Annotated in this window: 2 protein-coding genes, 4 tRNA genes and 6 rRNA genes; 11 read left to right on the top strand and 1 reads right to left on the bottom strand. The window is 39.1% G+C overall.

The window, feature by feature from the left end:
* Position 1: 1 nt before the first annotated feature.
* Positions 2-970 (bottom strand): YpdA family putative bacillithiol disulfide reductase, encoded by a 969-nt coding sequence (locus GQR95_RS09245; protein ID WP_159022906.1) that lies wholly within the window; start codon positions 968-970, stop codon positions 2-4.
* A 757-nt stretch (positions 971-1727) separates the two neighbouring features.
* Here GQR95_RS09245 and GQR95_RS09250 point away from each other — a divergent pair.
* From GQR95_RS09250 to GQR95_RS09300, 11 genes are all read left to right on the top strand, one after another.
* A 16S ribosomal RNA gene (locus GQR95_RS09250) occupies positions 1728-3247 on the top strand.
* Between the two features lie 86 nt (positions 3248-3333).
* Positions 3334-3407 (top strand) — tRNA-Ile (locus GQR95_RS09255).
* A 98-nt stretch (positions 3408-3505) separates the two neighbouring features.
* A tRNA-Ala gene (locus GQR95_RS09260) sits at positions 3506-3579 on the top strand.
* Positions 3580-3789: 210 nt separating this feature from the next.
* Positions 3790-6623, top strand: a 23S ribosomal RNA gene (locus GQR95_RS09265).
* Positions 6624-6833: 210 nt separating this feature from the next.
* Positions 6834-6940: ribosomal RNA gene (gene rrf, locus GQR95_RS09270) — 5S ribosomal RNA — on the top strand.
* Positions 6941-8160: 1220 nt separating this feature from the next.
* A 16S ribosomal RNA gene (locus GQR95_RS09275) occupies positions 8161-9679 on the top strand.
* A 90-nt stretch (positions 9680-9769) separates the two neighbouring features.
* Positions 9770-9843: transfer RNA gene (locus GQR95_RS09280), tRNA-Ile, on the top strand.
* A 77-nt stretch (positions 9844-9920) separates the two neighbouring features.
* Positions 9921-9994 (top strand) — tRNA-Ala (locus GQR95_RS09285).
* Positions 9995-10184: 190 nt separating this feature from the next.
* Positions 10185-13018: ribosomal RNA gene (locus tag GQR95_RS09290) — 23S ribosomal RNA — on the top strand.
* A gap of 211 nt (positions 13019-13229) precedes the next feature.
* A 5S ribosomal RNA gene (gene rrf, locus GQR95_RS09295) occupies positions 13230-13336 on the top strand.
* Together the 16S, 23S and 5S rRNA genes with 4 tRNA genes alongside form the textbook arrangement of a ribosomal RNA operon.
* A gap of 920 nt (positions 13337-14256) precedes the next feature.
* The gene (locus GQR95_RS09300) at positions 14257-16692 is read left to right on the top strand and encodes a helix-turn-helix domain-containing protein (protein WP_159022907.1); all 2436 of its coding nucleotides are present in this window, start codon (positions 14257-14259) and stop codon (positions 16690-16692) included.
* Positions 16693-16858: the final 166 nt, after the last annotated feature.

Genomic DNA, 16858 nt, shown 5'->3' on the forward strand with positions numbered 1-16858 from the left:
ATTATATGTTCTCGGTAAGATGCTTAATTATTTTCTTTGCATGAATTCTTGAGTTTTCTATAAACCATTTATGAGTATCTAGTCCGCCACAAATAACACCTGCAAGATATAAACCTTCAATATTGGTTTCCATTGTGTCTTCATTATAATTAGGAATGTATTTACCATCATCAGAAAACGAAATTCCAGCATGTTCTAATAATGTAATATTTGGTTGGTATCCGGTTAATGCAATAACAAAATCATTTGTTATCTCAATAGTTCCGTTAGGGGTTGTCACAATAACAGATTTTTCTTTTATTTCTTGTATTTCAGAATTAAAGTGTGCAATAATAGAACCTTCAGCAATTCTATTTATAATATCAGGTTTTACCCAATACTTAACGCGTTCTCCAATTGCATCACCTCTAATTATCATGGTAACATGACCTCCTTTTCTGTAAATTTCTAAAGCAGCATCTACAGAAGAATTACTAGCGCCTACTACAACAACATTTTGTAAACTATAAGGATGTGCTTCCTTATAATAATGTGCTACTTTAGGTAAGTCTTCTCCAGGTACATTAAGAGTTACAGGTACGTCATAAAATCCAGTAGAGATTATTACTTTTTTTGCATGATAGTTTGTCTTACTCGTTTTAATTATAAATCCCTGGTCTTCCTTTATAATATCATTAACCGCTTCGTATAAATTAATATGTAAATTGTTAGATGTTGTTACACGTCTGTAATATTCTAAAGCCTCGTTTCTATTTGGTTTAGGATTAATACTTATAAAAGGAATATTGTCTATCTCTAATTTTTCTGAAGAAGAGAAGAATGTCATATTCAAAGGATAATTAAAGATAGAATTGGTAAGCGATCCTTTCTCAATGACTAGGTAGTTTAAGTGTTTGTCTTTACAAGCCATAGCGCAAGCAATTCCAATAGGGCCTGCTCCAATAATGATGATGTCTTTTTCGATATTCAAAACAATATAGTGTTTAATATATTTAGACTTATATAGTAGTAAAAGCCTTTTCTGTTTTTAAAAATACTAATAGTAACCTATATAGCCATGTCATTCTTTTAATAATGTCATATAGATTGTAATAATATAAGAGGAGATAGTTTCTACATCCTTACAATCTAGTAAAGATTTCTTTAGATGAAGTCATGAATAGTCACTTAAGAAGCATATCTATAAAATAGAATCATAATCATAATACTGCATTAGTAAATACCAAAAACAGGAGTATTGCTGATGTTGTTTTGTGTTATATAAAGAGGGAATGTGTTTTAAAATGAAGAAATAAAAATATACGTACACCTAACAAACTCTTAACGTATGGTTTACAAAATAAATCAAAAAAAGCTATAAATTAATTAGTTTGGTAAAGAAAAAAGGTGGTATATTTGCACCCGCTTAGCGACGCAACTACGGTAGTAAGTTAAGCAAAAAAGTTCTTTAATTAGTGTTTGTTTGGAGTTGGAAAGGTTGCGAAACTGGACTAAAAAAAAAACTTCAAAAAAACATTGTGAGGAATAAAAAAGGGTTTTATATTTGCACCCGCTTAACGAGGCAACGAGTTAAGACACACAGAGAAATAAGTTCATTAACATATTGAATTGACAGCGTAGATATTAACTGGAAACGGTTAATGTCAACAAAAAAGAATAGACCATTTTGAGTACCAAATTAATTCCATTAGTTGTTAAAAGTAATAGTGGAAACACTTAAAAATTTAACGATGAAGAGTTTGATCCTGGCTCAGGATGAACGCTAGCGGCAGGCCTAACACATGCAAGTCGAGGGGTAACATTGTGCTTGCACAGATGACGACCGGCGCACGGGTGCGTAACGCGTATGCAATCTACCTTTTACAGAGGAATAGCCCAGAGAAATTTGGATTAATGCCTTATAGTATATTTGAATGGCATCATTTAAATATTAAAGATTTATCGGTAAAAGATGAGCATGCGTTCTATTAGTTAGTTGGTGAGGTAACGGCTTACCAAGACAGCGATAGATAGGGGCCCTGAGAGGGGGATCCCCCACACTGGTACTGAGACACGGACCAGACTCCTACGGGAGGCAGCAGTGAGGAATATTGGACAATGGGCGAGAGCCTGATCCAGCCATGCCGCGTGCAGGAAGACTGCCCTATGGGTTGTAAACTGCTTTTATACAGGAAGAAACACTGCTACGTGTAGCAGCTTGACGGTACTGTAAGAATAAGGATCGGCTAACTCCGTGCCAGCAGCCGCGGTAATACGGAGGATCCAAGCGTTATCCGGAATCATTGGGTTTAAAGGGTCCGTAGGTGGATAATTAAGTCAGGGGTGAAATCTTGCAGCTCAACTGTAAAATTGCCTTTGATACTGGTTATCTTGAGTTATTATGAAGTAGTTAGAATATGTAGTGTAGCGGTGAAATGCATAGATATTACATAGAATACCAATTGCGAAGGCAGATTACTAATAATCAACTGACACTGATGGACGAAAGCGTGGGTAGCGAACAGGATTAGATACCCTGGTAGTCCACGCCGTAAACGATGGTTACTAGCTGTTCGGACTTCGGTCTGAGTGGCTAAGCGAAAGTGATAAGTAACCCACCTGGGGAGTACGTTCGCAAGAATGAAACTCAAAGGAATTGACGGGGGCCCGCACAAGCGGTGGAGCATGTGGTTTAATTCGATGATACGCGAGGAACCTTACCAGGGCTTAAATGTAGATTGACAGGACTAGAGATAGTTTTTTCTTCGGACAATTTACAAGGTGCTGCATGGTTGTCGTCAGCTCGTGCCGTGAGGTGTCAGGTTAAGTCCTATAACGAGCGCAACCCCTGTTGTTAGTTGCCAGCGAGTCATGTCGGGAACTCTAACAAGACTGCCAGTGCAAACTGTGAGGAAGGTGGGGATGACGTCAAATCATCACGGCCCTTACGTCCTGGGCTACACACGTGCTACAATGGTAGGGACAGAGAGCAGCCACTGGGCGACCAGGAGCGAATCTATAAACCCTATCACAGTTCGGATCGGAGTCTGCAACTCGACTCCGTGAAGCTGGAATCGCTAGTAATCGCATATCAGCCATGATGCGGTGAATACGTTCCCGGGCCTTGTACACACCGCCCGTCAAGCCATGGAAGCTGGAAGTGCCTGAAGTCCGTCACCGCAAGGAGCGGCCTAGGGTAAAGTCGGTAACTAGGGCTAAGTCGTAACAAGGTAGCCGTACCGGAAGGTGCGGCTGGAACACCTCCTTTCTAGAGAAAGACGACTATTGGAAAAAAAAGGAAAAGAGATTGTTTATTCTTAGCTGTTAATTTAAAATATAATTTATTATAGTTAGAGTCTCATAGCTCAGCTGGTTAGAGCGCTACACTGATAATGTAGAGGTCGGCAGTTCGAGTCTGCCTGAGACTACTAAATATAATAAAGAGGAAATTCTAGAAGCTAGATAATTACAGATTAGGAGTTAGTAATTGCTAATAACTAAAAACTAATTACTAGACACTAGTAATGGGGGATTAGCTCAGCTGGCTAGAGCGCCTGCCTTGCACGCAGGAGGTCATCGGTTCGACTCCGATATTCTCCACAAGGGCTAAAGATTGTAACTAATTTAATTAGGAGCAACACGCCACACGTTCATTGACATATTGAAAAAGATACATAAAAATACATTTAAATAACGAATGTTTAGTATGCACGTATTAAACAGGAATTATTTAAAATAATAATAATTCGTTGTTAGTTAAAGTTTACGAGCTTTTAACTAATAACAAACTCATTAAAAAAGCAAAAAGTACAATAAGCTAAATAAGGGCGTATGGGGAATGCCTAGGCTCTCAGAGGCGATGAAGGACGTGATAAGCTGCGAAAAGCTACGGGGATTGGCACATACAAATTGATCCGTAGATATCCGAATGGGGCAACCCACTATATTGAAGATATAGTATCCTTAGGGAAGCAAACCCGGAGAACTGAAACATCTAAGTACCCGGAGGAGAAGAAAACAAAAGTGATTCCGTAAGTAGCGGCGAGCGAACGCGGATTAGTCCAAACCAATGATGTTACGGCATTATTGGGGTTGTAGGACCACGACATTTGAACCATGATGAATTAGAACTGTTTGGAAAGACAGACCAAAGAGGGTGATAGTCCCGTATAGGTAAAGATTGGCAAGATAGTGGTATCCTGAGTAGTGCGGGGCACGTGAAACCCTGTGTGAATTTGGCGGGACCATCCGTTAAGACTAAATACTCCTGAGAGACCGATAGTGAACTAGTACCGTGAGGGAAAGGTGAAAAGAACCCTGAATAAGGGAGTGAAATAGATCCTGAAACCATACGCTTACAAGCGGTCGGAGCAACTTCGTGTTGTGACGGCGTGCCTTTTGCATAATGAGCCTACGAGTTACCGTTGCTAGCAAGGTTAAGTGATTAAGTCACGGATCCGTAGCGAAAGCGAGTCTGAATAGGGCGCTTTAGTTAGTAGTGGTAGACGCGAAACCGTGTGATCTACCCATGGGCAGGTTGAAGCTGTAGTAACATACAGTGGAGGACCGAACCGGTTGACGTTGAAAAGTCTTCGGATGACCTGTGGGTAGGGGTGAAAGGCCAATCAAACTCGGAAATAGCTCGTACTCCCCGAAATGCATTTAGGTGCAGCGTTGATTTATAGTTTTATAGAGGTAGAGCTACTGATTGGATGCGGGGGCTTCACCGCCTACCAATTCCTGACAAACTCCGAATGCTATAAAATGTTGATCAGCAGTGAGGGCATGGGTGCTAAGGTCCATGTCCGAGAGGGAAAGAACCCAGACCATCAGCTAAGGTCCCCAAATATATGTTAAGTTGAAAAAACGCGGTTGAATTGCTTTGACAGCTAGGATGTTGGCTTGGAAGCAGCCATTCATTTAAAGAGTGCGTAACAGCTCACTAGTCGAGCGATTCGGCATGGATAATAATCGGGCATAAACATATTACCGAAGCTATGGATTTATAATTTATTATAACTGGTAGGGGAGCATTCTATTTGTGTAGAAGGTGTACTGTGAGGTATGCTGGAACGGATAGAAAAGAAAATGTAGGCATAAGTAACGATAATGCGGGCGAGAAACCCGCACTCCGAAAGACTAAGGTTTCCTCAGCTATGCTAATCAGCTGAGGGTTAGTCGGGACCTAACGCGAACCCGAAAGGGGTAGTGGATGGACAACAGGTTAATATTCCTGTACCTGCTCTTACTAAAAGTGACGGAGGCGTAAATTTGGTGCGAACTGACGGAATAGTTCGTTGAAGGATGTGGTAACACTCCGATAGTACACTGAGACTACGGTCAAGGTGATAATCCAGAAAAGCGACTTCCAAGAAAAGCGAAAGAAGCAGCCCGTACCCTAAACCGACACAGGTAGTTGGGATGAGAATTCTAAGGAGCTCGAGAGATTCATGGTTAAGGAACTAGGCAAAATAGACCCGTAACTTCGGGAGAAGGGTCGCCCCACTTCGGTGGGGCCGCAGTGAAAAGGTCCAGGCGACTGTTTATCAAAAACACAGGGCTATGCTAAATTGAAAGATGACGTATATGGCCTGACACCTGCCCGGTGCTGGAAGGTTAAATGGTGGGCTTAGAGGTTTACCTCGACGGTCTAAAATGAAGCCCCAGTAAACGGCGGCCGTAACTATAACGGTCCTAAGGTAGCGAAATTCCTTGTCGGGTAAGTTCCGACCTGCACGAATGGTGCAACGATCTGGACACTGTCTCAACCATGAGCTCGGTGAAATTGTAGTATCGGTGAAGATGCCGATTACCCGCAGTGGGACGAAAAGACCCCGTGCACCTTTACTATAGCTTAGTATTGGTTTTGGATAAGTAATGTGTAGGATAGGTGGGAGACTTTGAAGCGGCATCGCTAGGTGTTGTGGAGTCATTGTTGAAATACCACCCTTTGCTTATCTAGAGCCTAACCTTCAACGAAGGGACAGTGCTTGGTGGGTAGTTTGACTGGGGTGGTCGCCTCCAAAAGAGTAACGGAGGCTTCTAAAGGTTCCCTCAGCACGGTTGGTAATCGTGCGTAGAGTGCAATGGCATAAGGGAGCTTGACTGAGAGACCTACAAGTCGATCAGGTACGAAAGTAGAGCATAGTGATCCGGTGGTTCCGTATGGAAGGGCCATCGCTCAAAGGATAAAAGGTACGCCGGGGATAACAGGCTGATCTCCCCCAAGAGCTCATATCGACGGGGGGGTTTGGCACCTCGATGTCGGCTCGTCACATCCTGGGGCTGGAGAAGGTCCCAAGGGTTGGGCTGTTCGCCCATTAAAGTGGCACGCGAGCTGGGTTCAGAACGTCGTGAGACAGTTCGGTCTCTATCTACTGTGGGCGTTAGAAATTTGAGTGGATCTGTTCCTAGTACGAGAGGACCGGAATGGACAAACCTCTGGTGTATCTGTTGTTCCGCCAGGAGCATTGCAGAGTAGCTACGTTTGGAAGGGATAAGCGCTGAAAGCATATAAGCGCGAAACCCACCACAAGATGAGATTTCTTTAAAGGGTCGTGGGAGATGACCACGTTGATAGGCTATAGGTGTAAAGACAGTAATGTCATAGCCGAGTAGTACTAATAACCCATAGGCTTATTGTATAAAAGCCCCCTCTGACTTTATAGTAATATAGAGGACAGGTATTTGAAAAGATACTGAGGGGCGCATTGTTTTTTTACAGAGTATAACAGAATTATTATAAGTAGTATTTTTAAAATAAAGACGATTATCGTCCTTTTCAATATGTTAAGATATTTGCGCAAGAGCGCGGTTGATTAGATTGTATATGATACAACTAACGATCAACAATTTAAGGTGATTATTGCGATGGGGCTCACCTCTTACCATTCCGAACAGAGAAGTTAAGCCCATTAGCGCCGATGGTACTGCATTGTGGGAGAGTAGGACGTTGCCTTTTTTAATTAAATCCTGAACATGAATTTGTTCAGGATTTTTTTTGTTTATACCCCAAATAATTTAACTCCTGGATTATTACCTTTAATACTCCTGATTACTCCTTATTACCTAAAGATCAATTACTCTTTCTGAAAGGTCTTTATGCTTACTCAAACATGAAGGTCATACATAGAGTAATTACTCTATCTTATTAGAATTAATTACTAATACTTCAAATGACATCATTTTTTAGTGCTCGCATGTACTTCTGGTTTAATTCAATATGATTATTAGTATATAATCCTTAAATTATCTTCAACTTACCTTTAAACGTATTAAATATGATAATCTGTTAAACGTTTTTAGTTTCATAAGTCTTTTGTCTTTTTATAAGACGTATTCACTAATGTTATTTATATTATTTCTTGCATTACGATGTAAATTAAAAAAGCAACTCTTTTTTTTATTTTCTAAATTAATAAAAGAGTTATGGATGAACGATGGCCGTTTTCTTTATTCAATTGTTTTTAATTTTAATTAGACGTAGTTTTTTTTAGATAAAATAACATGTTTTATTTAAAACGCATACCAGGAATAATTATAAAAGAGTACTGTTAGATTATATTATAGATCTGGTTATATTTATTTGTATACTATATAACACTACAAACGAAGTTTCCTTAAAATAAAAAGCAGGCGTAACAAACTCTTAACGTATGGTTTACAAAATAAATCAAAAAAAGCTATAAATTAATTAGTTTGGTTAGAATAAAAGAGTGTATATTTGCACCCGCTTAGCGAGGCAACTATGGTTGTTTAGTGAAGCAAAACGTTCATTAACAAAGCAATACTTTATCGAATTTAATTAATTTTAAAAAAGAAAAATAAAAGCTTGTTATTAAACTAAAAGGTTGTATGTTTGCAGCCGCTAAAAACGGCAACGTTTTTAGAAAAAAAGTTCTTTAATTAGTGTTTGTGTTGGAGTTGGAAAGGTTGTAAAACTGGACTAAAAAAAAACTTCAAAAAAACATTGTGAGGAATAAAAAAGGGTTTTATATTTGCACCCGCTTAACGAGGCAACGAGTTAAGACACACAGAGAAATAAGTTCATTAACATATTGAATTGACAGCGTAGATATTAACTGGAAGCGGTTAATATCACAAAAAAAGAATAGACCATTTTGAGTACCAAATTAATTCCATTAGTTGTTAAAAGTAATAGTGGAAACACTTAAAAATTTAACGATGAAGAGTTTGATCCTGGCTCAGGATGAACGCTAGCGGCAGGCCTAACACATGCAAGTCGAGGGGTAACATTGTGCTTGCACAGATGACGACCGGCGCACGGGTGCGTAACGCGTATGCAATCTACCTTTTACAGAGGAATAGCCCAGAGAAATTTGGATTAATGCCTATAGTATATTTGAATGGCATCATTTAAATATTAAAGATTTATCGGTAAAAGATGAGCATGCGTTCTATTAGTTAGTTGGTGAGGTAACGGCTTACCAAGACAGCGATAGATAGGGGCCCTGAGAGGGGGATCCCCCACACTGGTACTGAGACACGGACCAGACTCCTACGGGAGGCAGCAGTGAGGAATATTGGACAATGGGCGAGAGCCTGATCCAGCCATGCCGCGTGCAGGAAGACTGCCCTATGGGTTGTAAACTGCTTTTATACAGGAAGAAACACTGCTACGTGTAGCAGCTTGACGGTACTGTAAGAATAAGGATCGGCTAACTCCGTGCCAGCAGCCGCGGTAATACGGAGGATCCAAGCGTTATCCGGAATCATTGGGTTTAAAGGGTCCGTAGGTGGATAATTAAGTCAGGGGTGAAATCTTGCAGCTCAACTGTAAAATTGCCTTTGATACTGGTTATCTTGAGTTATTATGAAGTAGTTAGAATATGTAGTGTAGCGGTGAAATGCATAGATATTACATAGAATACCAATTGCGAAGGCAGATTACTAATAATCAACTGACACTGATGGACGAAAGCGTGGGTAGCGAACAGGATTAGATACCCTGGTAGTCCACGCCGTAAACGATGGTTACTAGCTGTTCGGACTTCGGTCTGAGTGGCTAAGCGAAAGTGATAAGTAACCCACCTGGGGAGTACGTTCGCAAGAATGAAACTCAAAGGAATTGACGGGGGCCCGCACAAGCGGTGGAGCATGTGGTTTAATTCGATGATACGCGAGGAACCTTACCAGGGCTTAAATGTAGATTGACAGGACTAGAGATAGTTTTTTCTTCGGACAATTTACAAGGTGCTGCATGGTTGTCGTCAGCTCGTGCCGTGAGGTGTCAGGTTAAGTCCTATAACGAGCGCAACCCCTGTTGTTAGTTGCCAGCGAGTCATGTCGGGAACTCTAACAAGACTGCCAGTGCAAACTGTGAGGAAGGTGGGGATGACGTCAAATCATCACGGCCCTTACGTCCTGGGCTACACACGTGCTACAATGGTAGGGACAGAGAGCAGCCACTGGGCGACCAGGAGCGAATCTATAAACCCTATCACAGTTCGGATCGGAGTCTGCAACTCGACTCCGTGAAGCTGGAATCGCTAGTAATCGCATATCAGCCATGATGCGGTGAATACGTTCCCGGGCCTTGTACACACCGCCCGTCAAGCCATGGAAGCTGGAAGTGCCTGAAGTCCGTCACCGCAAGGAGCGGCCTAGGGTAAAGTCGGTAACTAGGGCTAAGTCGTAACAAGGTAGCCGTACCGGAAGGTGCGGCTGGAACACCTCCTTTCTAGAGAAAGACGACTATTGGATTTAAAAAAAAGGAAAAGAGATTGTTTATTCTTAGCTGTTAATTTAAAATATAATTTATTATAGTTAGAGTCTCATAGCTCAGCTGGTTAGAGCGCTACACTGATAATGTAGAGGTCGGCAGTTCGAGTCTGCCTGAGACTACTAAATATAATAAAAGGAAATTCTAGAACTGAGAATTCTAAATTCACATGAAGAATACTAATTGATAGGATTTACATGGGGGATTAGCTCAGCTGGCTAGAGCGCCTGCCTTGCACGCAGGAGGTCATCGGTTCGACTCCGATATTCTCCACGATTCTATATTCTAAATATAGAAAAAAGTTCATTGACATATTGAAAAAGATACATAAAAATACATTTAAATAACGAATGTTTAGTATGCACGTATTAAACAGGAATTATTTAAAATAATAATAATTCGTTGTTAGTTAAAGTTTACGAGCTTTTAACTAATAACAAACTCATTAAAAAAGCAAAAAGTACAATAAGCTAAATAAGGGCGTATGGGGAATGCCTAGGCTCTCAGAGGCGATGAAGGACGTGATAAGCTGCGAAAAGCTGCGGGGATTGGCACATACAATTTGATCCGCAGATATCCGAATGGGGCAACCCACTATATTGAAGATATAGTATCCTTAGGGAAGCAAACCCGGAGAACTGAAACATCTAAGTACCCGGAGGAGAAGAAAACAAAAGTGATTCCGTAAGTAGCGGCGAGCGAACGCGGATTAGTCCAAACCAATGATGTTACGGCATTATTGGGGTTGTAGGACCACGACATTTGAACCATGATGAATTAGAACTGTTTGGAAAGACAGACCAAAGAGGGTGATAGTCCCGTATAGGTAAAGATTGGCAAGATAGTGGTATCCTGAGTAGTGCGGGGCACGTGAAACCCTGTGTGAATTTGGCGGGACCATCCGTTAAGACTAAATACTCCTGAGAGACCGATAGTGAACTAGTACCGTGAGGGAAAGGTGAAAAGAACCCTGAATAAGGGAGTGAAATAGATCCTGAAACCATACGCTTACAAGCGGTCGGAGCAACTTCGTGTTGTGACGGCGTGCCTTTTGCATAATGAGCCTACGAGTTACCGTTGCTAGCAAGGTTAAGTGATTAAGTCACGGATCCGTAGCGAAAGCGAGTCTGAATAGGGCGCTTTAGTTAGTAGTGGTAGACGCGAAACCGTGTGATCTACCCATGGGCAGGTTGAAGCTGTAGTAACATACAGTGGAGGACCGAACCGGTTGACGTTGAAAAGTCTTCGGATGACCTGTGGGTAGGGGTGAAAGGCCAATCAAACTCGGAAATAGCTCGTACTCCCCGAAATGCATTTAGGTGCAGCGTTGATTTATAGTTTTATAGAGGTAGAGCTACTGATTGGATGCGGGGCTTCACCGCCTACCAATTCCTGACAAACTCCGAATGCTATAAAATGTTGATCAGCAGTGAGGGCATGGGTGCTAAGGTCCATGTCCGAGAGGGAAAGAACCCAGACCATCAGCTAAGGTCCCCAAATATATGTTAAGTTGAAAAAACGCGGTTGAATTGCTTTGACAGCTAGGATGTTGGCTTGGAAGCAGCCATTCATTTAAAGAGTGCGTAACAGCTCACTAGTCGAGCGATTCGGCATGGATAATAATCGGGCATAAACATATTACCGAAGCTATGGATTTATAATTTATTATAACTGGTAGGGGAGCATTCTATTTGTGTAGAAGGTGTACTGTGAGGTATGCTGGAACGGATAGAAAAGAAAATGTAGGCATAAGTAACGATAATGCGGGCGAGAAACCCGCACTCCGAAAGACTAAGGTTTCCTCAGCTATGCTAATCAGCTGAGGGTTAGTCGGGACCTAACGCGAACCCGAAAGGGGTAGTGGATGGACAACAGGTTAATATTCCTGTACCTGCTCACACTAAAAGTGACGGAGGCGAAAAGTTAGTGCGTACTGACGGAATAGTACGTTGAAGGATGTGGTAACACTCCGATAGTACACTGAGACTACGGTCAAGGTGATAATCTAGCAAATCGACTTCCAAGAAAAGCGAGTGAAGCAGCCCGTACCCTAAACCGACACAGGTAGTTGGGATGAGAATTCTAAGGAGCTCGAGAGATTCATGGTTAAGGAACTAGGCAAAATAGACCCGTAACTTCGGGAGAAGGGTCGCCCCACTTCGGTGGGGCCGCAGTGAAAAGGTCCAGGCGACTGTTTATCAAAAACACAGGGCTATGCTAAATTGAAAGATGACGTATATGGCCTGACACCTGCCCGGTGCTGGAAGGTTAAATGGTGGGCTTAGAGGTTTACCTCGACGGTCTAAAATGAAGCCCCAGTAAACGGCGGCCGTAACTATAACGGTCCTAAGGTAGCGAAATTCCTTGTCGGGTAAGTTCCGACCTGCACGAATGGTGCAACGATCTGGACACTGTCTCAACCATGAGCTCGGTGAAATTGTAGTATCGGTGAAGATGCCGATTACCCGCAGTGGGACGAAAAGACCCCGTGCACCTTTACTATAGCTTAGTATTGGTTTTGGATAAGTAATGTGTAGGATAGGTGGGAGACTTTGAAGCGGCATCGCTAGGTGTTGTGGAGTCATTGTTGAAATACCACCCTTTGCTTATCTAGAGCCTAACCTTCAACGAAGGGACAGTGCTTGGTGGGTAGTTTGACTGGGGTGGTCGCCTCCAAAAGAGTAACGGAGGCTTCTAAAGGTTCCCTCAGCACGGTTGGTAATCGTGCGTAGAGTGCAATGGCATAAGGGAGCTTGACTGAGAGACCTACAAGTCGATCAGGTACGAAAGTAGAGCATAGTGATCCGGTGGTTCCGTATGGAAGGGCCATCGCTCAAAGGATAAAAGGTACGCCGGGGATAACAGGCTGATCTCCCCCAAGAGCTCATATCGACGGGGGGGTTTTGGCACCTCGATGTCGGCTCGTCACATCCTGGGGCTGGAGAAGGTCCCAAGGGTTGGGCTGTTCGCCCATTAAAGTGGCACGCGAGCTGGGTTCAGAACGTCGTGAGACAGTTCGGTCTCTATCTACTGTGGGCGTTAGAAATTTGAGTGGATCTGTTCCTAGTACGAGAGGACCGGAATGGACAAACCTCTGGTGTATCTGTTGTTCCGCCAGGAGCATTGCAGAGTAGCTACGTTTGGAAGGGATAAGCGCTGAAAGCATATAAGCGCGAAACCCACCACAAGATGAGATTTCTTTAAAGGGTCGTGGGAGATGACCACGTTGATAGGCTATAGGTGTAAAGACAGTAATGTCATAGCCGAGTAGTACTAATAACCCATAGGCTTATTGTATAAAAGCCCCCTCTGACTTTATAGTAATATAGAGGACAGGTATTTGAAAAGATACTGAGGGGCGCATTGTTTTTTTACAGAGTATAACAGAATTATTATAAGTAGTATTTTTAAAATAAAGACGATTATCGTCCTTTTTCAATATGTTAAGATATTTGCGCAAGAGCGCGGTTGATTAGATTGTATATGATACAACTAACGATCAACAATTTAAGGTGATTATTGCGATGGGGCTCACCTCTTACCATTCCGAACAGAGAAGTTAAGCCCATTAGCGCCGATGGTACTGCATTGTGGGAGAGTAGGACGTTGCCTTTTTTAATTAAATCCTGAACATGAATTTGTTCAGGATTTTTTTTGTTTATACCCCAAATAATTTAACTCCTGGATTATTACCTTTAATACTTCTGATTACTCCTTATTATCTTTTTTATAGCACTCCCTCTAGAACCTCTTTGATTCTTCATTTATTATCTAAAGATCAATTAATCTTTCTGAATGTTCTTTATGCTTAGTCAAACATGAAGGTCATACATAGAGTAATTACTCTATCTTATTAGAATTAATTACTAATACTTCAAATGAGATCATTTTTTAGTGCTCGTATGTACTTCTGGTTTATTTAATGTCATTATTAGCTATACTGTATCATTTTGAAAGTCTTTTTATCAGATGTATTATACTGATCTATTTTACAGCTTTTAATCATACAGTATCAATCATTATATATTCTAATCATGATTCTCTCTTTATTCTAAGGCGTTTTATTTAGATTAGGTATCTCATATTTGTTGTATTATCTTAAATTTATATTTTTGTTTGTTTAATTTTTGTAATTATTCTTAATAATTACTTTAAATTCATATTGACTAAGGCTGTTTAGTCGTTTTATTATATCATTTTAAAATTGATAGTAATTCTGTATTTGTTTAGCTAAATCATTATTTATTTTTATTGAGATACTTAAAAAATATCTATACAATAACATACTTTTTAAACTCAGTTACTTTTCTTCAAAACAAGTTTTACTTCATTAATACCTATAAACGTTTTTGTATTAGTACTCTTAAATCTAATAACTTGATGAGATTTCATAATACATATATTTATTATTTATGTCTCTCACTCATTGGATTTAATGCTCATGGATTTGAATTATCATTATCTCTTTTTTTGATATATATTCTTATAAGAAAATAAAGTAGTACCTTGAAAGCCTATTTTTAAGAAGTAATGTTATGGCTGTGAATAAGGAATTAGATTTAGCATGGGAATTTGTAAACAATACAAATCGATCTATATTCTTAACAGGAAAAGCAGGGACAGGTAAAACAACATTTTTACATCGTTTAAAAACCAATAGTTTAAAACGTCTTGTTGTTATTGCTCCAACTGGAGTTGCTGCAATTAATGCTAAAGGCGTTACAATTCACTCTTTTTTTCAAATTCCATTTGGACCTATATTGCCAGATACAGATTTAGATAATTCTAAAAGTTTCAATAGAAAATTTAATAAAACGAAAATCAATATTATTAAATCTATGGACTTATTGGTTATTGATGAAATAAGTATGGTTCGTGCAGATTTACTTGATGGAATAGATAAAACATTACGTCGTTTTAGAAATAAAAATAAAGTTTTTGGAGGAGTACAATTACTTATGATTGGAGATTTACAACAATTATCTCCAGTTATTAGGGAAAACGAATGGGACTTATTAAAGCGTTATTATACTAATGGTTTCTTTTTTAGTAGTCACGCTTATCAGCAATGTGATGCGCTATCTATTGAGTTAAAACATATTTACAGACAAGAAAATCCTAAATTTATTCAGATTCTTAATGAAATTCGAAATAATGCGCTTAGTGAGTCTGCTGCAGCTGAATTGAATAAAAGGTATATTGCAGATTTTTCTCCAAAACCTAATGCGGGTTATATTTCGTTAACAACCCATAATAATAGGGCAGATGCAACCAATAAATTAGAATTAGATAAGCTTAAATCTAAGGTATATACTTATAATGCAATTGTTGAAGGAAAATTTCCAGAATTTTCCTTTCCTAATAGTGAATCTTTAGAACTTAAGGTTGGTGCTCAAGTTATGTTTATTAAAAATGATACTAGTCAAGATAAACGTTATTTCAATGGTAAAATAGGATCTATTACTAAGCTTACTAAAGATGAAGTTACTGTACGTTGTCCTGATGATGATTTTGATATTGTAACGAAACCAGAAATTTGGGAAAATATTAATTATACTGTAGATAAAGAAACCAAAGATATTACTGAAGATAAAATTGGTGTATTTACCCAGATTCCTTTACGTTTAGCTTGGTCTATTACCATTCATAAAAGTCAGGGACTAACTTTTGAAAAAGCAATTATAGATGCCGGTGGTGCTTTTGCTCACGGACAAACTTATGTTGCACTAAGTAGATGTAAATCTTTAGAAGGACTTGTTTTAAAAAGTAAAATTAGTTCTAATCAGATTATTACAGATCGAAATGTGATTACGTTTAATAAAAATGCAGAAGAGAATGAACCGGATCAATATGTATTAGAGACTTCTCAAAAAATGTTTCAGCTAGATTTAATTGCTGAAGTTTTTGGCTTTTATGATTTTATGTATCCTGTTAATAGAATTCTAGATATTTTTTATAAAAATAGAACGAGTATTGAAGGTAAAGTAGAAGATTCTATGGTTACTATTAAAAATTCTGTTACAAATTTATTAAAAGTAGGTAACGGTTTTAATGCTCAATTAAGAAATCTTGCTTTGGGTGATCAATCTCCTGAATCTAATAAAATAATGCAAGAACGTTTTATAAAAGCAGTTACTTACTTTAAGGATCAGGTTGAGATAAACATAGGAGAACCTTTAAAAACATTTAGTTTTAGTACCGATAATCAGGCTGTGGGTGGCGACATTACTAAAAATTTAGATGTTATTGAAGAATTGTACGATTCTAAACTTTTTTATTTTAATGGTTTATCAGATGATTTTTCAACCAAAACGCTTTTAAAGTTACGAGCTAAGTCTATTTTCTTAGCTAAAGAAAAACCAAAAAAATCACGAAAATCTGTAGTTGATGGGACTGTAAATGTAGAATTATTTGAATTGTTACGGGTGCTTCGTAACGATATTGCTTCAGAAAACGAATTGGTTCATTTCCAGGTATTCACTCAGAAATCTTTATACGAAATGTGTGAAGTTTTACCCTTAACCAAATCAGAACTTTTAAAAATTAATGGTATGGGAGCAACAAGAGTTGAAAAATATGGTACTTCCATTTTAAAAATTATTAGAGATTATTGTGATGAGAATGATATTCAGACAGAATCTGAAGACACCATTTTTGAAGAAGAAAACAAGAAAGAGGCAAAAATTAATACCAAAGATTTATCTTTAAAATTATTTAAATCAGGTAAGTCTATAAAAGATATTGCAATCGAACGAGATTTAAATGAAAATACAATTTTTGGTCACTTAGCAGGTTTTATACCTTCTGGAGAAGTAAAAACTACAGATTTAATGTCTACCGAAAATTATGATGCTCTCCTTATACTTATTCCGAAGCAAACTTTTGAAAATTTATCAGAATTAAAGAATCAATTAGACGATAAATATAGTTATGACGAATTACGAATTGTTTTAGATGTTTTAAATGCTTAGAAGAACATTGTTTTCTCATAAGATGATGTTTTACCTTATTTTATACTAACTGTTCCGAATATTTTCTCTGTTTGTATTGTTTCACTTTAAATTTTACTTCACATATAATACTTTCTATTTTTTTATTCTAACCGGTTATATATTCACTTATTACTTATCTGTTTTT

The sequence above is a fragment of the Formosa sp. L2A11 genome, from assembly GCF_009796865.1.
In the GTDB taxonomy this organism is placed as follows: domain Bacteria; phylum Bacteroidota; class Bacteroidia; order Flavobacteriales; family Flavobacteriaceae; genus Formosa.